Raw genomic sequence first — 18,948 nt, forward strand, 5'->3', positions numbered from 1 at the left:
CGGGCGCGGGACGCAGGGGCGGGGCGTCGGTTCCTCAGGGAGCCGGCGCCCCGTGCCGTTTCCCGGTGGCCCCTCGGGGCGGCGGCGTTCCTCGGGGCAGCGGGGCCGGTCGAACGACGTTTCGGGGCCCATCGGTCAAGCACGTGTCATGTGCACTTATCGCTCGGGTCACATCGTGAACCAGTCGGGTGCAGCCCCTTACGCGGCGGCGTCACGCGCTCTACTCTGATCACTGCTCAAGGTTACTCGCGAGTCACCAGCAACGAAGCGGGCCCCGGAGGACGCCGTGACCGACACTCACACGCTGATCGACAACCGGCCGCCTTCGGTGGCGACCCTGTTCCTGGAGCGGGTCGCGGCCACCCCGGATACCGAGGCATACCGCTACCCGGTCCCGTCCTCCACCGGCACCGGACCGGACGACTGGGGGGTGCTGACCTGGAGCCAGGCCGCCGAGCGGGTGCTCGCCGTGGCCGCCGGGCTGATCGCGCTGGGCGTGCACCCCGAGGAGCGGGTGGCGCTGGCCGCCAACACCCGGGTGGAGTGGATCCTCGCCGACCTCGGCGTGCTCTGCTCCGGCGCCGCCACCACCACCGTCTACCCCTCCACCAACACCGACGAGACCGCGTTCATCCTGGCCGACTCCGGCAGCCGGGTGCTGATCGCGGAGAACGCCGCACAGCTCGCCAAGGCCCGCGAGAAGCGCGCCGAGCTGCCCGAGCTGGCGCACGTCGTGGTCATCGACGGGGCCGACGCCCGGCCCGCCGAGGACGACCCGGAGGACTGGGTGCTCTCCCTCGCCGAGCTGGAGAAGCGCGGCACCGCCTATCTGGAGCGGCACCCCGAGTGCGTCGAGGAGCGGGTCGCCGCGCTCCGCGCCGACCAACTGGCCACCCTGATCTACACCTCGGGGACCACCGGCCGCCCCAAGGGCGTCCGGCTGGCCCACGACTGCTGGGCGTACATGGCCCGCGCCATCCAGGCGACCGGGATGGTCACCGCGGACGACGTGCAGTACCTCTGGCTGCCGCTGGCGCACGTCTTCGGGAAGGTGCTGACCGCCGGGCAGGTCTCCGTCGGGCACGTGATCGCGGTGGACGGCCGGGTCGACAAGATCATCGAGAATCTGCCGGTGGTCCGCCCGACCTACATGGCGGCCGTCCCGCGGATCTTCGAGAAGGTCTACAACGGCGTCGTGGCCAAGGCCCGGGAGGGCGGCGCGGCCAAGTACAAGATCTTCCAGTGGGCGGCCGGCGTGGCCCGCGAGTACGCCAAGGTCTCCCAGGACAACTTCCGGCACACCGGCAACGCCTCGGTGCCGTTCGCGCTGGCCGCCAAGCACAAGGTCGCCGACGCCCTGGTCTACGCCAAGCTGCGGGAGGCGTTCGGCGGCCGGCTGCGCGCCGCGATCTCCGGCTCCGCCGCCCTCGCCCCCGAGATCGGCTACTTCTTCGCCGGCGCCGGCATCCACATCCTGGAGGGCTACGGCCTGACGGAGTCCAGCGCCGCCAGCTTCGTCAACCCCGGCGAGGCGTACCGCACCGGCACGGTCGGCAAGCCGCTGCCCGGCACCGAGGTCCGGATCGCCGAGGACGGCGAGATCCTGCTGCGCGGCCCCGGCATCATGCAGGGCTACCACGGCCTGCCCGAGAAGACCGCCGAGGTCCTGGAGGAGGACGGCTGGTTCCACACCGGCGACATCGGCGAGCTGTCCCCGGACGGCTATCTGCGGATCACCGACCGCAAGAAGGACCTGATCAAGACCTCCGGCGGCAAGTACATCGCGCCCGCCGAGGTGGAGGGCCAGTTCAAGGCGATCTGCCCGTTCGTCTCCAACGTGCTGGTGCACGGCGCCAACCGGAACTTCTGCACCGCCCTGATCGCACTGGACGAACCGACCATCCTCAAGTGGGCCGAGGAGCACGGCCTGGGCGGCAGGAGCTACACCGAGGTCGTCGCCACCGACCAGGCCCGCGCGCTGATCGACGGCTACGTGGAGCGGGTCAACGAGGGGCTCCAGCGGTGGCAGCAGATCCGCAAGTTCCGGTTGCTGCCGCGCGACCTGGACATCGAGCACGGCGAGATCACCCCCAGCCTCAAGGTCAAGCGGCCGGTGGTGGAGCGGGCGTTCAAGGACCTGCTCGACGAGATGTACGCCGGCGCGCGGGAGGCGTAGCGGCGCCTGGCGCGGTGCGGAGCGGGCCCCGGGAGCGCCCGGGGCGCCCCCGCGCCGCACCCTCGTGCCCGTCCGGCGGCCGGCGGTCCGGCGCACTCCGGGCGGGCCCTGCGGGGTGCCGTGGCGCGCCGGCCAACTGCCGTGCCGCGTCAGCCGAATTGACCCCTCTGACCACGCACTTCCGTGACACACCGCTTATGCGTGGGCTCGTTCTGTCACTCTGGCGTTGGCGCATCCGGCGTCGCTGGGGAACTGCTCGGGAGTTGCTCAATGAGGATGACAACTTCGGTCGGACGGGACGACGTTACCGGGGCCGCCGCCCGCTCCCTGCGGGCCACGCTGCCCGGCGACCCACGGGCCGCGGCGGCCGCGCGGCGGTTCGTCCGGGCCGCCTTCGCCGACTGGACCGCGCGCCGGCTGCCGGGCGCCGACCGGCTCACCGACCGGCTGGCCGACGAAGCGGTGCTGCTGGTCAGCGAGTTGGTGACCAACGCGGTGGTGCACGCGGGCACCACCGTCGACGTGCTCTGCCGGCTCGACCCCGCCGAGGAGCCGGTGCCGCACCCCGACGAACCCCCGGACGCCGTTCCCGAGGAACCGCCCCGCCCCGGCCTGGTCGTCGAGGTCTCCGACCGGCACCCCACCCAGCCGGTCCGGGCCCGCGAGGACACCGGGGCCCACGAAGGCGGCGGCCACGGGCTCCGGCTGATCAGCGCGGTGGCCGAAGCCTGGGGCGTCACCTACCGGCGGGCGATGAAGACGGTGTGGTTCCGGTTGCCGGTCGGTGGCCCGGACGCCGCCTGGCCCGAGCCGGACACCGCCGACGGCACGTACGACGCCTACGACACCTATGACGCCTACGACAGCTACGGCACCTACGACGCCTTCGGCACCGCCGATGCCGCCGGCGCCCCCGATGCCGCCGGCTCCCTCGACGCCTACGGAGTCCTCGACGACCGGACGTTCCGGCGCGAACTACGGGCCTCCGAGCTCCTCGCCCCGGTGCCGCGCCGCCCCGCGCCGCCCGAGGACCGCCCCGAACGGGACCGCGGCGGCGTCGACAACGGCGCGCTGTCCTTCCTCGCGGAGGCGTCCGACCTGCTCTCCGGACAGCTGGACGCCGACCAGGTCGCCTCGCTGGCCTGCCAGCTGATCGTTCCGCGGCTCGCCGACTGGTGCGCGGTATGGCTGCACGACGGCGACGGCGGTGCCCCGGGGCGCGGCCTCAGCGAGGACGGCGAGGTGCCGCGGCTGGCCCGGGTCTGGCACCTGTCCGAGGGCCGGATCGACTCGCTGCGGGCCTCCCTGGAGAAGGCGCCCCCGGGCCTGGGCGACGACGGCAGCACCGACAGCCGGCCGGTCCCGGTGCCCTGGCCCTGGCCGTACGAGCCGACCGGCCGCGAGACCGGCGGCGCGGCCCTGGCCTGCCCCCTGGTCGCCGGCGGCCGGCGACACGGCACCCTGCTGCTCGGCCGGGCCGGGCTGCGCCGCTTCCCCGGCGAGGTGGTCGCGCTGACCGAGGACCTGTGCCGCCGGGCCGCCCGGGCGGTGGCCACCGCCCGCGCCTACAGCCGCCAGGAACGCATCAGCCGGGTCCTCCAGCGCCGGCTGCTGCCCCAGGGGCGGGCGCGGGTGCCCGGGGTCGCGTCGGCGGTGGTCTACGAGCCGCGCGAGGGCGCCTGGGCCGGCGGCGACTTCTGGGACCTCTTCGACGCCGGCGACGGCCGCTGGTGCTTCGCGCTCGGCGACGTCTGCGGCAGCGGGCCCGAGGCCGCCGCGGTCACCGGGCTGGCCCGGCCGGTGCTGCGGCTGCTGGCCCGCGACGGCTTCGGCGTCGCCGAGGTCCTGGACCGGCTCAACAAGACCATGGCCCGGGAGGCCGCGGACTCCGTCGCCGCGGTCGCGGCGGCGGTGGCGGCGGCCGGCGCGGGCGCGGAGGCCCCGGTGGAGATCCGCGAGGAGGGCGAGCAGGCCCGCTTCCTCTCCCTGCTCTACGGCGAGATCGTCCCGTACCGCGGCGGCGACGGCGGCGCCCGCTGCACCCTCGCCAGCGCCGGCCACCCGCTGCCGCTGGTCCTGGGCGTCGACGGCGTGGTCCGGGTCGCGGCGGCCCCGCAGATGCTGCTCGGCGTCGTCGAGGACGCGTCGTACGTCAGCGAGTCCTTCGACCTCTGCCCCGGGGAGACGCTGCTGTGCGTCACCGACGGGGTGACCGAGCGGCGCTGCGGCCGGCGGCTCTTCGACGACGAGGACGGGCTGGCCTCGGCGCTCGCCGCGGCGGCCGGGCGGAGCGCCGAGGCCATCGCCGAGCACATCCGCCGCACGGTGCACGCCTTCGGCCCCACCCCGCCCGACGACGACCTGGCGCTGATGGTCCTCCAGGCGGCGGGCGGGCGCCCGTAGGGGAGGGGCGAACGGATCCCGTAGGGGGTGCGCGGCCCCCCTGCGGGGCCACAACCGGGTGGGCGGGGGCGGTATTCCGGCCGGCCGACCGGGGCCTGCCGCCACCCCGGGCCCGACCCCACCCCGGGGCCCGCCGCCGCGGGTGCCCAGGGGTCGCCGCCCGCTCTCCGGGCGCCCCGCTCCGGAACCACTCGGCATGACGGACAATGGACCCCATGCCTTCCGCACTGCCAGACGGTGAGCCGATGCCCGAGGACGGGGCGCTGCCCCGCCATGCGCTGACCGGCGCCGCCCAGCGCCCCCTCGGCTTCTATCTGCACGTGCCGTACTGCGCCACCCGCTGCGGCTACTGCGACTTCAACACCTACACCGCCGGCGAGCTGCGCGGCCCCGGCGGCGTCCTGGCCTCCCGCGAGAACTACGCCGACACCCTCGTCGAGGAGGTCCGGCTGGCCCGCAAGGTGCTCGGCGACGACCCCCGCCCGGTGGAGACGGTCTTCGTCGGCGGCGGCACCCCGACCCTGCTGCCGGCCGCCGACCTCGGCCGGATGCTGGCCGCGCTGCGCGACGAGTTCGGGCTGGCGCCCGACGCCGAGATCACCACCGAGGCCAATCCGGAGTCCGTCGATCCGCGCTACCTCGCCGAGCTGCGCGCGGCCGGCTTCAACCGCGTCTCCTTCGGCATGCAGAGCGCCCGGCAGCACGTCCTGAAGATCCTCGACCGCACGCACACCCCGGGCCGCCCCGAAGCCTGCGTCGCCGAGGCCCGGGCGGCCGGCTTCGCGCACGTCAACCTCGATCTGATCTACGGCACCCCCGGCGAGTCCGACGACGACTGGCGGGCCACCCTCGACGCCGCCACCGGCGCCGGCCCGGACCACGTCTCCGCCTACGCCCTGATCGTCGAGGAGGGCACCCAGCTGGCCCGCCGGATCCGCCGCGGCGAGATCCCGATGACCGACGACGACGTGCACGCCGACCGCTATCTCATCGCCGAGGAGCGCCTCACCGCCGCCGGCTACTCCTGGTACGAGGTCTCCAACTGGGCCACCACCGAGGCCGCCCGCTGCCGCCACAACGAGCTGTACTGGACCGGCGCCGACTGGTGGGGCGCCGGCCCCGGCGCGCACAGCCACGTCGGCGGCGTCCGCTGGTGGAACGTCAAGCACCCCGCCGCCTACGCTCGGGCCCTCGCCGAGGGCCGCTCCCCGGGGGCCGGCCGCGAACTGCTCGCCGACGAGGACCGCCGCGTCGAGCGGATCCTCCTGGAACTCCGCCTCGCCGCCGGCTGCCCGCTCTCCCTCCTCACCCCCACAGGGGCCGGCGCCGCCGCCCGCGCGGTGGCCGACGGCCTCCTGGCACCCGGCCCGTACGAGGCGGGGCGGGCCGTGCTGACGCTCCGCGGTCGCCTCCTCGCGGACGCGGTGGTCCGCGATCTGGTGGACTGACGCCTCCCGACGGGCCGGTGCCTCCCGACGGGCCGGCGTCAGCGGCCCAAGCGGCCAACGGCCCGACCGGCCGGGGGACTTCAGTGGGTCAGCGGCCGCGACACCCGCCCCGATGCCGAGTCGATCTCGTCGTGCGCCTTGGTCAGCAACTGCATCGCCAGATCATTGAGGGCCCTGGCCCCCGCGACCTCCTCGCCGACCCGGGGCTGATTCCCGTCGGCCGGGTGGCGGCTGGCATAACCATGGGACCGCACTTCGGTCCCGTCGGGCAGTCGTACCAGCGCGGCGGCCCGGGTGCGGTGGGTGTCCTCCTCGAATTCCAGCTCGACATGCCATCCGACAGCAGTCTTCAACATGGCGGTCACCTCCGGAATCGCTGCTACCAGAGTGCGCTCACCGCCGGTCCGGCGCACGGCGTGCACCAGGGGTGCTCGCCGTGCGCGGCGGGCCCTCAGCGGCCGTCCGCCCCCTCCGGCGCCGTCACGAAGTCGATCAGCTCCTCGACCCGGCCCAGCAGCGCCGGCTCCAGGTCCTTGTAGGACCGCACCCGCGACAGGATCCGCTGCCAGGCCGCACCGGTGTTCTCCGGCCAGCCCAGCGCCCGGCACACCCCGGTCTTCCAGTCCTGGCCCCGGGGGACCCGCGGCCACGCCGGGATGCCCACCGAGGACGGCTTCACCGCCTCCCAGACGTCGATGTACGGGTGGCCGACGACCAGCGCGTGCTCACCGGTCACCGCCGCCGCGATCCGGAACTCCTTCGAGCCGGGGACGAGGTGGTCCACCAGGACGCCCAGGCGCGCGTCCGGGCCGGGGGCGAACGCGTCGACGATCGCCGGGAGGTCGTCGACGCCCTCCAGGTACTCCACGACGACGCCCTCGATCCGTAGGTCGTCGCCCCAGACGCGCTCCACCAACTCCGCGTCGTGCCGCCCCTCCACGTAGATGCGACCGGCGCGGGCGACCCGGGCGCGCGCCCCGGGGACCGCGATCGAGCCGGACGCGGTGCGCGCCGGGCCGCTCGGCGCCGGACGGCTCTGCGGCCGGACGAGGGTGACGGTCCTGCCCTCCAGGAGGAAACCGCGCGGCACCATCGGGAACACCCGCTGCTTGCCGAAGCGGTCCTCCAGCGTGACCGTCGGGCCCTCGGCGGTCTTCTCGCACCGCAGGACCGCGCCGCAGTAGCCCGTCACCACCTCCTCGACGACCAGCCCGGGATCGGCCGGCACCTCGGGCACCGGCTTCGGCTTCTTCCAGGGGGGAGTGAGGTCGGGGCTGTAGTGCCTGCTGTGCATGCGGGTCTGCTTCCTGGGGATCGGCGGGGCGGTGGGCCCCGGTGCACGGGGCGCCGGGGCGACGGTCGACGGGGTGGCGGATCAGGGCGAGTCGGCGCCGAAGCGGGCTGCCAGGGCGTCCCGCTGGGCGCGTACGAAGCGGGCGTCGACCACCGCGCCGTGGCCGGGCACGTACACCGCGTCCTCGCCGCCCAGCGCCAGCAGCCGGTCCAGCGCGGCGGGCCAGAGCCGGGGCAGGGCGTCCCGGCCCGCCTGGGGCTCGCCGGACTCCTCGACGAGGTCGCCGCAGAACACGATCTCCCGTTCACCGGCCCGGCCCGGCACCAGGACGGCCAGGTCGTGGGGGGTGTGACCGGGGCCGACGTTGGCCAGCAGCACCTCCCGGTCCCCGAGCCGGACGGTCAGCTCCCCGTGCACGTGGTGGTGCGGGGCGACCAGCAGGTCCGCGGCCTCCGCCGCGGTGTCCGGGTCCACGCCGTGCCGGACCGCGGAGTCCCGCAGCTCCTCCTTGCCGTGCCGCAGCAGCTCGGCCATCCCGGTCGCGCCGAACACCTCCACCCCCGCGAAGGCCGCGGTGCCCAGGACGTGGTCGAAGTGCGCGTGGGTGAGCGCGACATGCGTCACATCGCGGCCCAGTACCGCGCGGACCGTCCGGCGCAGTTCGGCCCCGGCGCCGAGCGTCGGGCCGGTGTCGACGATCAACACGCCCTCCGAGCCGGCGATCACGCCGATCGTCTCGTCCCAGCCGGGCATCCGGCGCCGGACGACACCCTCGCCGAGCCGCTCCCAGCCCGCCTCTTCCCATGTGGTGCACATACCGAGACGCTAGCCCCTGTCGTCGAACTCCCGCCTGCCGTCCGGCGTCCGGCACGCACCGCGGGCATCGGACGGGAGCGCGGCGAGAGTGCGACGAGGGGCCTGGCGCCCCCGCGGTAGCGTGGCCCGGAACCGGTGGTGAGCGGCCGGACGCCGGTCCCGTACGGATACCGCCCGGGGCATCGGCCCGGGGCCGTGGCGGGGCGGGATCAGGGGGACCTCGGGGTGCGATCAGGGGGCTCTCAGAGGCGACCCGGGGGTCGGATTCCGCGGTGGTGGGTAAGCCCTCGGTACGCCCGCCCTTGCCGCATCCGTGCTACCCGGCCGTACACTGGCTCCGGGTCTGGCACTCGGCCCGTGCGAGTGCCAGGAGAAGAGACGACACGGCGGGACGGCCGACTGGAGGTGGCGGAATGCTCAGTGAACGCAGGCTCGAAGTGCTGCGCGCCATCGTCCAGGACTATGTCGGGACGGAGGAGCCGGTGGGCTCCAAGGCGCTCACCGAGCGCCACAAGCTGGGTGTCTCCCCGGCCACCGTCCGCAACGACATGGCGGTCCTGGAGGACGATGGCTACATCGCCCAGCCGCACACCAGCGCCGGCCGGATCCCGACGGACAAGGGCTACCGCCTCTTCGTCGACAAGCTCGCCGGCGTCAAGCCGCTGTCCGTCCCCGAGCGACGGGCGATCCAGAACTTCCTCGACGGCGCCGTCGACCTGGACGACGTGGTGGGCCGCACGGTGCGCCTGCTGGCGCAGCTGACCCGGCAGGTGGCGGTGGTGCAGTACCCGTCCCTGACGCGGTCGACGGTCCGGCACGTCGAACTCCTGGCGCTGGCCCCGGCCCGGCTGATGCTGGTGCTGATCACCGACACCGGCCGCGTCGAGCAGCGGCTCATCGACTGCCAGACACCGTTCGGCGAGACGTCCCTGGCGGATCTGCGCGCCCGGCTCAACAGCCGGATCGTCGGCCGCCGTTTCACGGACGTCCCGCAGCTGGTGCAGGATCTCCCGGAATCCTTCGAACAGGACGACCGGGCCACCGTCTCGACAGTACTGTCGGTACTGCTGGAGACTCTGGTGGAGGAGACCGAAGAGCGGCTCATGATCGGCGGCACCGCCAATCTGACGCGCTTCGGGCATGATTTCCCCCTGACCATCCGGCCGGTGCTGGAAGCCCTCGAGGAGCATGTGGTGATGCTCAAGCTGCTCGGGGAGGCCAAGGACTCGGGCATGACCGTGCGCATCGGGCATGAGAATGCTCACGAGGGCCTGACGTCCACCTCGGTCGTCACCGTCGGATACGGTTCTGGCGACGAGGCCGTCGCGAAATTGGGCGTGGTCGGACCGACCCGCATGGACTACCCCGGAACGATGGGAGCGGTACGCGCAGTGGCACGTTACGTCGGACAGATCCTCGCGGAGTCGTAAGTGGCCACGGATTACTACTCGGTCCTCGGTGTCGGTCGGGACGCCTCGCAGGACCAGATCAAGAAGGCGTTCCGGCGGCTGGCGCGCGAGCTGCACCCGGACGTGAATCCGGACCCCAAGACCCAAGAGCGGTTCAAGGAGATCAACGCCGCCTACGAGGTCCTCTCGGATCCGCAGAAGAAGCAGGTCTACGACCTCGGCGGCGACCCCCTCTCGCAGTCCGGCGGTGCCGGCGGCGCGGGCGGCTTCGGCGCGGGCTTCGGCAACTTCTCCGACATCATGGACGCGTTCTTCGGCACGGCCTCGCAGCGCGGCCCGCGCTCGCGGACCCGCCGCGGCCAGGACGCCATGATCCGCCTCGATGTCGAGCTCAGCGAGGCCGCGTTCGGCACCACCAAGGACATCCAGGTCGACACCGCCGTCGTCTGCACCACGTGCAGCGGAGAGGGCGCGGCGCCGGGCACCTCGGCGCAGACCTGTGACATGTGCCGCGGTCGCGGTGAGGTCTCGCAGGTCACCCGGTCCTTCCTGGGTCAGGTCATGACCTCCCGGCCCTGCCCCCAGTGCCAGGGCTTCGGCACGGTCGTGCCGACGCCGTGCCCCGAGTGCGCGGGCGACGGACGGGTCCGCTCCCGCCGCACCCTCACCGTCAAGATCCCGGCCGGTGTCGACAACGGCACCCGGATCCAGCTGGCCGGCGAGGGCGAGGTGGGTCCCGGTGGCGGCCCCGCCGGTGACCTCTACGTCGAGATCCACGAGCTGCCCCACCCGGTGTTCCAGCGGCGCGGCGACGATCTGCACTGCACGGTCACCATCCCGATGACCGCGGCGTCACTGGGCACCAAATGCCCGCTGGAGACGCTGGACGGGATGGAGGAGGTCGACGTGCGGCCCGGCACCCAGTCCGGCCAGTCGATCCCGCTGCACGGCCGCGGCGTGACCCACCTGCGCGGCAACGGCCGGGGCGATCTGATCGTCCACGTCGAGGTGCAGACCCCGACCAAGCTCGACCCGGAGCAGGAGGAACTCCTGCGCCGACTGGCCAAGCTGCGCGGCGAGGAGCGCCCCCAGGGCCAGTTTCAGCCGGGGCAGCAGGGGCTGTTCTCGCGGTTGAAGGACGCGTTCAACGGGCGGTAGTCGTTCGGCCGCTCGCCCGGGAGTGTTCCCCGGGCGAGCGCGGCACGAAGCAGGAGCCACCTCGACCGGGGCGGCGGTCCGGGAGTTTCCCGGTGACCGCCGCCCCGGTTCTGGGTGGGGCGCCGGGCGTGACACGATGTGGGCATGCCCACCGCGCTCACCGATTTCTGCCGTCACCCCATCGTGCAGGCCCCGATGGCGGGCGGCGGCTCCGGACCCGAGCTGGCCGCCGCCGTCTGTGAGGCCGGTGGCCTCGGCTTCCTGGCCGCCGGCTACAAAACCGCCGACGGGATGTACCAGGAGATCAAACAGCTGCGAGGGCTGACCGGCCGGCCCTTCGGCGTCAACCTCTTCATGCCGCAGCCCGCCCTCACCGACACCTCCGCCGTCGAGGTCTACCGCGAGCAACTCGCCGGCGAGACCGCCTGGTACGAGACCGAGCTCGGCGACGTCAACGGCCCCACCGACGACGGCTACGACGCCAAGGTCGCGATTCTGCGCGACGACCCGGTGCCGCTGGTCTCCTTCACCTTCGGCTGCCCCTCACGGGCGGTCCTCGACGCGTTCGCCGAGGTCGGTACGTACACCGTCGTCACGGTCACCACCGCCGCCGAGGCCCAGGCCGCCCAGTGGTCGGGCGCGGACGCGGTGTGTGTACAGGGCGTGGAGGCGGGCGGTCACCAGGGCACCCACCGGGACGATCCGCACGCCGACGGGACGGGCTCCGGGCTGGGCCTGCTGGCACTGCTCGCCCAGGTCCGGGAGACGGTGCAGATCCCGGTGATCGCCGCCGGCGGGCTGATGCGCGGCGCGCAGATCGCGGCGGTACTGGCCGCCGGGGCCTCGATGGCGCAGCTGGGCACCGCGTTCCTGGCCACCCCCGAGTCCGGCGCCAACCCGCTGCACAAGCAGGCGCTGACCAACCCCCTTTTCACGCATACCGAGTTGACCCGGGCGTTCTCCGGGCGGCCGGCCCGCGGCCTGGTGAACCGTTTCCTGCGGGAGCACGGCCCGTACGCCCCGGCCGCCTACCCCGCCGTGCACTACCTCACCGCCCCGGTCCGCAAGGCCGCCGCCAAGGCGGGCGACGCGCAGGGGCTCAACCTCTGGGCGGGGCAGGGGCATCGGCTGGCGCGGGAGATGCCCGCCGGGCAGTTGGTGGGGGTACTGGCCGCCGAACTCGACGCCGCCCGCGTCTCGTTGGGCCTGGGCGGTGCGGGCTACGGACCGGGCGGTGCGGTGTGACCGCGCCCGTCTTCCTCGTGGAGTCGCTCGCCGGTGTACGGGCCGGGGGCACGCTGACCCTGGACGGCCCCGAGGGCCGGCACGCGGTGTCGGTGCGGCGGCTGCGGGTCGGCGAGGAGGTCGTGCTGACCGACGGCGCCGGGACCGGTGCCGAGGGCACGGTCGCCGCCGTCGAGGGCAAGGACCGACTGACCGTCGCCGTCAGCGGGCTGCGCACCGAGGAGCCGCCGGTGCCCACCCTCACCGTGGTGCAGGCGCTGCCCAAGGGCGACCGCGGGGAGTTGGCCGTGGAGACCATGACGGAGACCGGGGTGGACGCCATCGTGCCGTGGTCCGCGGCGCGCTGCGTCACGCAGTGGAAGGGCGAGCGGGCAGCCAAGTCGCTGGCCAAGTGGCGTGCCACGGCACGCGAGGCGGGCAAGCAGTCCCGCCGGCTGATCTTCCCGCGGGTCGCCGACCCGCTGTCGACCAAGCAGGTCGCCCAGCTGCTCGCCGACGCCGACTTCGCCGCCGTCCTGCACGAGGAGGGCAGCACCCCGCTCGCCACCGCCGAACTCCCCACCGAGGGCTCGATCGTGCTGGTCGTCGGCCCCGAGGGCGGGGTCTCGCCGGAGGAGCTGGCGGCCTTCGCCGAGGCGGGCGCCAAGCCGTACCGCCTGGGCGCGTCCGTGCTGCGGACGTCCACGGCCGGCACCGCGGCGACCGCCCTGCTGCTGGGCCGCACCGGCCGCTGGAGCTAGGGCCTGTCCGATGGGACAGGCCCTAGGTCGGGTCCGCAACCGTCCCGTCGTGCGCCCGCGGCGGGCGACGGGGCGGTTGCGGCGTGCCGGCCGCCCCAAAGGCCGGCCGGCACGCCGCCGTTGGTCCGTCAGCCGAGCAGTTCGGCGTGGAGCGTGATGTTCTTGACGCCCGCCAGTGCCTGGCTGACCGGGCAGTTCTTCTTGGCGTCCTCGGCCGCGGCCTGGAAGTCCGCCTCGGACAGGCCGGGGACCCGGGCCTTGACGGTCAGCACGATGCCGGTGATGCCCTCACCGGGCTGGAAGGTGACGTCGGCCCGGGTGTCCAGCGCCTCGACGGTGTGGCCCTTGCCGGCCAGGCCGTGCGAGAAGGCCATCGAGTAGCAGGAGGAGTGGGCCGCCGCGATCAGTTCCTCGGGGCTGGTCACGCCGCCCGGCTGCTCCGCACGGGCGGGCCAGTTCACGTCGTAGGTGCCGATCTTGGACGATTCCAGGGCGACGGTGCCCTTGCCCTGCAGGAGGTTGCCTTCCCAGTGGGTGGTGGCGGTGCGCGTGGTTGCCATGGTGCATAACTCCCGTTTGTGGGGCCAATGCGGTCTGAGAGATCAGCTTAGGCTCTGCCGGGCCGCGATCCGGGAGACCGCCCCCGGGGCCGCCCCCCGGGGAGGGCCGCCACGGGCCGCCCCCGGGACGTGCCGGGGCGATCGGCTAGCATCCGGAGGGCGTACGCAGGGTGCGTACCGCGCATGCCGCGCGACCCGGGAGGAGTCCACCGGTGGCGGGAGAACCGCAGGCCGACTGCCTGTTCTGCAAGATCGTGGCGGGAGAGGTACCGGCGACGATCGTCCGCGAGACCGAGACCACCGTCGCGTTCCGCGACATCAACCCCCAGGCTCCGACGCACGTCCTGGTGATCCCCAAGGCCCACTACCCGAACGCGGCGGAGCTCGCCGCCGCCGAGCCGAAGGTGATCGCCGACATACTGTCCGAGTCCCGCGAGGTCGCGGCCGACGACCAGATCGAGGAGACCGGCTACCGGGTCGTCTTCAACACCGGCTCCGGCGCCGGCCAGACGGTCTTCCACGCCCACCTGCACGTCCTCGGTGGCCGCGGCCTCCAGTGGCCCCCCGGATAACGAGCCATGTCCGTACGCGAACTGGTCGTCCTCGGGACCGCCAGCCAGGTCCCCACCCGGCACCGCAACCACAACGGCTATCTGCTGCGGTGGGACGGCCAGGGGCTGCTCTTCGACCCCGGCGAGGGCACCCAGCGTCAGATGTTGCGGGCCGGGGTCGCCGCCCACGACATCAACCGGATCTGCATCACCCACTTCCACGGCGACCACTCGCTGGGCCTGGCCGGGGTGATCCAGCGGATCAACCTCGACCGGGTGCCGCATCCGGTGACCGCCCACTACCCGGCCAGCGGCGAGCGGTTCTTCGAGCGGCTGCGGTACGCCACCGCCTACCGGGAGACGGTCCGCATCTCCCAGCGGCCGGTCTCCGCCGACGGTGAACTGGACCGCGCCAAGGGATACGTCCTGACGGCGCGCAAGCTCTCGCACCCGGTCGAGTCGTACGGCTACCGCCTCACCGAGCCGGACGGCCGGCGGATGCTGCCCGGGAAACTGGCCGCCCACGGCATCGCCGGACCGGACGTCGGCCGCCTCCAGCGGGCCGGCGAACTGAACGGCGTCACGCTCGACGAGGTCAGCGAGGCCCGCCCCGGCCAGAGCTTCGCCTTCGTCATGGACACCCGGCTGTGCGACGGCGTCCATGCGCTCGCGGCGGGCGTGGACATGCTGGTGATCGAGTCCACGTTCCTCGACGAGGACGTCCAACTGGCCGAGGAACACGGGCACCTGACGGCCGGACAGGCGGCCCGGGTGGCCGCCGACGCCGGCGTGCGCCATCTGGTGCTCACGCACTTCTCGCAGCGCTACGCCGACCCCGCCGACTTCGAGCGGCAGGCGCGCGCGGCGGGCTTCGGCGGCGAACTCACCATCGCCACGGACCTGCTGCGGGTGCCGCTCCCCAAGAGGCGCTGAGGGGCCCCGGCGCCCCCTGGGAGGGCGCCGGGGGCCGCCGCCTATGGCAGGTAGTACATCGGGTTGGGCAGCTTGAAGGTCCGCGCCGCCGCGCCGCCCTCCAGGTCGCTGTACTGGTCCCCGAAGTTGGCGACGACGCGGTAGCCGAGGGACTCGATGTGCCGGCGGGTGCCCGACTTGAAATCGATGGTCGAGCAGGTCTTCCCGCACGGCAGGTAGGCGGGCGGGTGCTCCTTGTCCCGCAGGTAGACGTGGGCGCGGTCCAGCGGGACGCCGTAGCCGACGTTCTTGAGGTTGCGCACGCTCCAGTCGCGCTGCGCCTCCTTGCGGCCGGTGACGAAGAAGACCTCGGCGCCCTTCTTGTGGGCCCAGTTGACCAGGTCGTTCATCCCGAAGACCGCGGCCATGTCGGTGTGCTCCAGGTACTCGTCCTGGGACTTGGGCGTGAAGTTGAAGCCGACCTTGAGCTCGTAGTTGTAGGTCAGCAGGGTGGTGTCGTCCATGTCCAGGACGATGGCCGGCTTGGCCTTGCCGGTGCCCTTCTTGGCGAGCGCGCCGGTCAGGTAGGCGCGGGCCTTGGCCTCTATGCCGCGGACCTGGCGGGCGTAGTTGCTGGTGGGGGAGGCGTAGTGCTCGCCGTCGGCCGTCACCGTGTCGCCGTAGTACGCCTTGATCTTGTCCTGCACCAGGGTGAGGTTGGGGATCTCCTTGTCGGTGCGCGGCACGGAGTGCTCGGCGGTGGCCTGGCCGGCGCCGAACACCGCGGTGCCGGCGACGAGCGCGGCGGCCACCGCACCGCCCAGGCGGACACGACGGGAGAGGGCGGGACGGGGCATGCGCGGCTCCTTGAGAAGCGTGGGGGATGGTCCCGGGTAGGTGTAACAGAGGTGGTGCGGGGGTATCTACGCGCGAAGATTAAAGGGTTGGTAAAGGGTTGAGTGGTGTGGGGGTCCAACTGGACGGTGTGCCACGGCTCTTGACGGAGAGTGGGCGCGCTCCCTAGCCTCCATCCCGGTCCATGGATGTTGTCTACATATGGAGACGAACGCCGATGGTCGCCCCCCGCCCCGCGGACCTGGTCGTCACCGAGGTCCGACTCACCCCGGTCCTGGTCGCCGACCCCCCGCTGCTCAACACCCAAGGCGTGCACCAGCCGTACACCCCACGCCTGATCATCGAGCTGGTCACCGCGGGCGGCGCCACCGGCCTGGGGGAGACCTACGGGGACACCGCATACCTCGACCTGGCCCGCCCGCTGGCCGCCGCCCTGATCGGCCGGTCGGTCACGGACCTGAACGGCCTGGCCGTGCTCGCCGATCGGATGCCCGGCCCGTCGGAGCCGGCCGGTCCGGACGGCGTCGGTGCCGCCGGACTGCGCGGCGTCCGCACCGCCGGCAAACTGCGGCGCTCGGTCCGCTCCGGCTTCGAGGTCGCCTGTCTGGACGCCTGGGGGCACGCCGCCGGCCTGCCCGTGCACGCCCTGCTCGGCGGCGCGCTGCGCGACCGGGTCGCCTACAGCGCCTATCTCTTCTACCGGTGGGAGCGACACCCCGACGGGCCGGGCGAGCCGGACGACTGGGGCGCCGCCCTCGACCCGGCCGGCATCGTCGCCCAGGCCCGCCGGTTCGCCGACCGCCACGGCTTCACGTCGTTCAAGCTCAAGGGCGGGGTCTTCCCGCCCGACCAGGAGTGCGCCGCGATCCGGGCGCTGGCCGAGGCGTTCCCGGGTCGGCCGCTGCGGCTGGACCCCAACGGCGCCTGGTCGGAACGGACCGCGCTCCAGGTGGCGGACGAACTCGCCGACGTCCTGGAGTACCTGGAGGACCCGGTCAGCGGTATCGAGGCGATGGCCCACGTCGCGGCCCGTACACCGGTCCCGCTCGCCACCAACATGTGCGTCACCACCTTCGAGGAGATCCCCGAGGCGGTCGCCCGGGGCGCCATCCGGATCGTGCTCTCCGACCACCACTACTGGGGCGGACTGCACGCCACCCGGGAACTCGCCGCGCTCTGCCGCACCTTCGGCCTCGGCCTGGCCATGCACTCCAACACCCACCTGGGGATCAGCCTCGCCGCCATGACCCACGTGGCGGCCACCGTCCCCGACCTGGACCACGCCTGCGACACCCACTACCCCTGGCAGACCGAAGACGTCCTCACCGAGCGCCCGACCTTCCGCGCCGGCCACCTGGACGTCGGCGACGCCCCCGGCCTCGGCGTCACCCTCGACCGCGCCCGGCTCGCCGGCCTGCACCGCCGCTGGCTGGCCGACGACGGCCGCCACCGGGACCGCGACGACGCCGCCGCGATGCGGCGTGCCGACCCCGGCTGGACCACCCCCGCGGTGCCCCGCTGGTGACCCGGGCGGGCACGGCCGTGATCCTGTCCGTGGCCGGTCCCTTTCCGTACGGTGTGGCACGACTCGGTGGCCGTGCGCCACAGTGGTCCCGTACGTGATCTTCGAAGAGGGGCGGTACCGATGGCACAGGAAGTGCGCGGCGTCGTGGCGCCGGGAAAGAACGAGGCGGTCCGGCTGGAGACGATCCTGGTGCCCGATCCGGGGCCGGGCGAGGCCGTGGTGAAGGTGCAGGCGTGCGGGGTGTGCCACACCGACCTGCATTACAAGCAGGGCGGCATCAACGACGACTTCCCGTTCCTGCTCGGCCACGAGGCGTCCGGCGTGGTGGAGTCGGTGGGCGAGGGCGTCACCGACGTCGCCCCCGGGGACTTCGTCGTCCTCAACTGGCGTGCGGTGTGCGGCTCCTGCCGGGCCTGCCTGCGCGGGCGGCCCCAGTACTGCTTCAACACCCACAACGCCCGGCAGAAGATGACGCTCAAGGACGGCACGGAACTGAGCCCGGCGCTGGGCATCGGGGCGTTCGCCGACAAGACGCTGGTCGCCGCCGGCCAGTGCACCAAGGTCGACCCGGGCGTCGCACCGGCCGTCGCGGGGCTGCTGGGCTGCGGGGTGATGGCCGGGATCGGCGCCGCGATCAACACCGGCGGGGTCGGTCGCGGCGACTCGGTCGCGGTCATCGGCTGCGGCGGGGTCGGCGACGCGGCGGTGGTCGGCGCCCGGCTGGCCGGCGCGGCGAAGATCATCGCCGTGGACATCGACGACCGGAAGCTGGAGACGGCCCGCACCATGGGGGCCACCCACACCGTCAACTCCCGCACCACCGACCCCGTCGAGGCCGTCCGCGAGCTGACCGGCGGCTTCGGCGCGGACGTCGTCATCGACGCGGTCGGCCGCCCGGAGACCTACCGGCAGGCGTTCTACGCCCGCGACCTGGCCGGCACGGTCGTCCTGGTGGGCGTGCCCACCCCGGAGATGACCCTGGAACTCCCCCTCCTGGACGTCTTCGGTCGCGGCGGCGCCCTGAAGTCCTCCTGGTACGGCGACTGCCTGCCCTCCCGGGACTTCCCGATGCTGATCGACCTCCACCAGCAGGGCCGGATCGACCTCGGCGCGTTCGTCACCGAGACCATCGGGATCGACGAGGTGGAGCGGGCCTTCGACCGGATGCACGCCGGCGACGTGCTGCGCTCGGTGGTGGTGCTGTGATGTCCGTCCGCGTCGACCACCTCGTCACCTCAGGGACGTTCTCGTTGGACGGCGGCACCTGGGACGTCGACAACAACGTGTGGATCGTCGGCGACGGTGCGGAGGCGGTCGTCATCGACGCCGCCCACGACGCCGACGCCATCCTCCGCGCCCTCGACGGGCGCACCCTGCGCGCGATCATCTGCACCCATGCGCACAACGACCACATCGACGCGGCGCCGGCGCTCGCCGCCCGCACCGGGGCGCGGATCCTCCTGCACCCCGACGACCTGCCGCTGTGGAAGCAGACCCACCCGGACACCGCCCCCGACGGGGAACTGACGGATGGTCAGGTGCTGACCATCGCCGGAACCGACCTGAGGGTGCTGCACACCCCCGGACACGCCCCCGGCGCGGTCTGCCTCCACGCCCCCGACCTGAACACCGTGTTCACCGGGGACACCCTCTTCCAAGGCGGCCCCGGGGCCACCGGCCGCTCCTTCTCCGACTTCCCGACGATCGTCGACTCGATCCGCGACCGGCTGCTGACCCTGCCGCCGGCGACCGTGGTCCGGACCGGCCACGGCGACTCGACGACCATCGGGGAGGAGGCCCCGCACCTGGCGGAGTGGATCGCCCGGGGGCACTAGGGGGCTAGGGGCACCAGGGGG

17 protein-coding genes are annotated in these 18,948 nt (G+C 73.4%); 12 read left to right on the forward strand and 5 right to left on the reverse strand.

Features of this window, described 5'->3' with window-relative positions; all coding sequences use genetic code 11:
- Window positions 1-286 precede the first annotated feature (286 nt).
- From SNOUR_RS26340 to hemW, 3 genes are all read left to right on the forward strand, one after another.
- On the forward strand, window positions 287-2,176 hold the full coding sequence (locus tag SNOUR_RS26340) for an AMP-dependent synthetase/ligase (RefSeq protein WP_067351683.1): 1,890 nt from the start codon (window positions 287-289) through the stop codon (window positions 2,174-2,176).
- 276 nt (window positions 2,177-2,452) lie between these two features.
- Complete coding sequence (locus SNOUR_RS26345; RefSeq protein WP_067351685.1) at window positions 2,453-4,579, forward strand: SpoIIE family protein phosphatase; 2,127 nt, start codon at window positions 2,453-2,455, stop codon at window positions 4,577-4,579.
- Window positions 4,580-4,794: 215 nt separating this feature from the next.
- Complete coding sequence (gene hemW, locus SNOUR_RS26350) at window positions 4,795-6,027, forward strand: radical SAM family heme chaperone HemW (RefSeq protein WP_067358801.1); 1,233 nt, start codon at window positions 4,795-4,797, stop codon at window positions 6,025-6,027.
- A gap of 80 nt (window positions 6,028-6,107) precedes the next feature.
- Here the strand turns inward: hemW and SNOUR_RS26355 are convergent, their stop codons facing one another.
- The 3 genes from SNOUR_RS26355 to SNOUR_RS26365 form a co-directional block, all read right to left on the reverse strand.
- The gene (locus tag SNOUR_RS26355; protein ID WP_067351688.1) at window positions 6,108-6,383 is read right to left on the reverse strand and encodes a DUF1876 domain-containing protein; all 276 of its coding nucleotides are present in this window, start codon (window positions 6,381-6,383) and stop codon (window positions 6,108-6,110) included.
- A 95-nt stretch (window positions 6,384-6,478) separates the two neighbouring features.
- Complete coding sequence (locus tag SNOUR_RS26360; protein ID WP_067351691.1) at window positions 6,479-7,321, reverse strand: DUF3097 domain-containing protein; 843 nt, start codon at window positions 7,319-7,321, stop codon at window positions 6,479-6,481.
- 81 nt (window positions 7,322-7,402) lie between these two features.
- A complete protein-coding gene (locus tag SNOUR_RS26365; protein WP_067351694.1) occupies window positions 7,403-8,137 on the reverse strand; it encodes an MBL fold metallo-hydrolase in 735 nt (244 codons plus the stop codon).
- A 413-nt stretch (window positions 8,138-8,550) separates the two neighbouring features.
- Here SNOUR_RS26365 and hrcA point away from each other — a divergent pair, with 413 nt between their 5' ends.
- From hrcA to SNOUR_RS26385, 4 genes are all read left to right on the forward strand, one after another.
- Complete coding sequence (gene hrcA, locus SNOUR_RS26370; protein ID WP_067351697.1) at window positions 8,551-9,567, forward strand: heat-inducible transcriptional repressor HrcA; 1,017 nt, start codon at window positions 8,551-8,553, stop codon at window positions 9,565-9,567.
- Window positions 9,568-10,704: a molecular chaperone DnaJ gene (gene dnaJ / locus SNOUR_RS26375; protein WP_067351700.1), complete on the forward strand. Its 1,137-nt coding sequence runs from the start codon at window positions 9,568-9,570 to the stop codon at window positions 10,702-10,704.
- A gap of 144 nt (window positions 10,705-10,848) precedes the next feature.
- Window positions 10,849-11,949, forward strand: coding sequence for a nitronate monooxygenase (locus SNOUR_RS26380; RefSeq protein WP_067351703.1), 1,101 nt, complete (start codon window positions 10,849-10,851; stop codon window positions 11,947-11,949).
- Complete coding sequence (locus SNOUR_RS26385; protein ID WP_067351706.1) at window positions 11,946-12,689, forward strand: 16S rRNA (uracil(1498)-N(3))-methyltransferase; 744 nt, start codon at window positions 11,946-11,948, stop codon at window positions 12,687-12,689. Before SNOUR_RS26380 ends, SNOUR_RS26385 begins: the two co-directional genes overlap by 4 nt.
- A gap of 128 nt (window positions 12,690-12,817) precedes the next feature.
- On the opposite strand, the gene SNOUR_RS26390 is transcribed toward SNOUR_RS26385, so the two are convergent.
- A complete protein-coding gene (locus tag SNOUR_RS26390; protein ID WP_067351708.1) occupies window positions 12,818-13,249 on the reverse strand; it encodes an OsmC family protein in 432 nt (143 codons plus the stop codon).
- A gap of 212 nt (window positions 13,250-13,461) precedes the next feature.
- Between SNOUR_RS26390 and SNOUR_RS26395 the strand changes: the two genes are divergently transcribed.
- On the forward strand, window positions 13,462-13,821 hold the full coding sequence (locus SNOUR_RS26395; protein ID WP_039636506.1) for a histidine triad nucleotide-binding protein: 360 nt from the start codon (window positions 13,462-13,464) through the stop codon (window positions 13,819-13,821).
- A gap of 6 nt (window positions 13,822-13,827) precedes the next feature.
- Complete coding sequence (locus SNOUR_RS26400; protein WP_067351711.1) at window positions 13,828-14,733, forward strand: ribonuclease Z; 906 nt, start codon at window positions 13,828-13,830, stop codon at window positions 14,731-14,733.
- 41 nt (window positions 14,734-14,774) lie between these two features.
- Here the strand turns inward: SNOUR_RS26400 and SNOUR_RS26405 are convergent, their stop codons facing one another.
- Window positions 14,775-15,569: an HAD family acid phosphatase gene (locus tag SNOUR_RS26405; protein WP_039636511.1), complete on the reverse strand. Its 795-nt coding sequence runs from the start codon at window positions 15,567-15,569 to the stop codon at window positions 14,775-14,777.
- 215 nt (window positions 15,570-15,784) lie between these two features.
- On the opposite strand from SNOUR_RS26405, the gene SNOUR_RS26410 reads away from it, so the two are divergent.
- The 3 genes from SNOUR_RS26410 (at window position 15,785) to SNOUR_RS26420 (ending at window position 18,927) form a co-directional block, all read left to right on the forward strand.
- The gene (locus tag SNOUR_RS26410; RefSeq protein ID WP_067351714.1) at window positions 15,785-17,092 is read left to right on the forward strand and encodes an enolase C-terminal domain-like protein; all 1,308 of its coding nucleotides are present in this window, start codon (window positions 15,785-15,787) and stop codon (window positions 17,090-17,092) included.
- A 120-nt stretch (window positions 17,093-17,212) separates the two neighbouring features.
- On the forward strand, window positions 17,213-18,298 hold the full coding sequence (locus SNOUR_RS26415) for an S-(hydroxymethyl)mycothiol dehydrogenase (RefSeq protein WP_067351716.1): 1,086 nt from the start codon (window positions 17,213-17,215) through the stop codon (window positions 18,296-18,298).
- Window positions 18,298-18,927 carry an MBL fold metallo-hydrolase gene (locus SNOUR_RS26420; RefSeq protein WP_067351718.1) on the forward strand — a complete coding sequence of 210 codons (630 nt, stop codon included), beginning with the start codon at window positions 18,298-18,300 and terminating at the stop codon, window positions 18,925-18,927. The genes SNOUR_RS26415 and SNOUR_RS26420 overlap by 1 nt, the downstream gene beginning before the upstream one ends.
- Window positions 18,928-18,948: the final 21 nt, after the last annotated feature.

Origin of the sequence: Streptomyces noursei ATCC 11455 (assembly GCF_001704275.1) — a bacterium.
GTDB lineage: Bacteria > Actinomycetota > Actinomycetes > Streptomycetales > Streptomycetaceae > Streptomyces > Streptomyces noursei.

Bases quoted from the DNA above. Each gene is read 5' to 3' on its own strand.
- SNOUR_RS26345 (WP_067351685.1), top strand. From the start codon at position 2,453: ATGACAACTTCGGTCGGACGGGACGACGTTACCGGGGCCGCCGCCCGC.
- hemW (WP_067358801.1), top strand. From the start codon at position 4,795: ATGCCTTCCGCACTGCCAGACGGTGAGCCGATGCCCGAGGACGGGGCG.
- SNOUR_RS26355 (WP_067351688.1), bottom strand. From the start codon at position 6,383: ATGTTGAAGACTGCTGTCGGATGGCATGTCGAGCTGGAATTCGAGGAG.
- SNOUR_RS26360 (WP_067351691.1), bottom strand. From the start codon at position 7,321: ATGCACAGCAGGCACTACAGCCCCGACCTCACTCCCCCCTGGAAGAAG.
- SNOUR_RS26365 (WP_067351694.1), bottom strand. From the start codon at position 8,137: ATGTGCACCACATGGGAAGAGGCGGGCTGGGAGCGGCTCGGCGAGGGT.
- hrcA (WP_067351697.1), top strand. From the start codon at position 8,551: ATGCTCAGTGAACGCAGGCTCGAAGTGCTGCGCGCCATCGTCCAGGAC.
- SNOUR_RS26380 (WP_067351703.1), top strand. From the start codon at position 10,849: ATGCCCACCGCGCTCACCGATTTCTGCCGTCACCCCATCGTGCAGGCC.
- SNOUR_RS26390 (WP_067351708.1), bottom strand. From the start codon at position 13,249: ATGGCAACCACGCGCACCGCCACCACCCACTGGGAAGGCAACCTCCTG.
- SNOUR_RS26400 (WP_067351711.1), top strand. From the start codon at position 13,828: ATGTCCGTACGCGAACTGGTCGTCCTCGGGACCGCCAGCCAGGTCCCC.
- SNOUR_RS26405 (WP_039636511.1), bottom strand. From the start codon at position 15,569: ATGCCCCGTCCCGCCCTCTCCCGTCGTGTCCGCCTGGGCGGTGCGGTG.
- SNOUR_RS26410 (WP_067351714.1), top strand. From the start codon at position 15,785: ATGGTCGCCCCCCGCCCCGCGGACCTGGTCGTCACCGAGGTCCGACTC.
- SNOUR_RS26415 (WP_067351716.1), top strand. From the start codon at position 17,213: ATGGCACAGGAAGTGCGCGGCGTCGTGGCGCCGGGAAAGAACGAGGCG.
- SNOUR_RS26420 (WP_067351718.1), top strand. From the start codon at position 18,298: ATGTCCGTCCGCGTCGACCACCTCGTCACCTCAGGGACGTTCTCGTTG.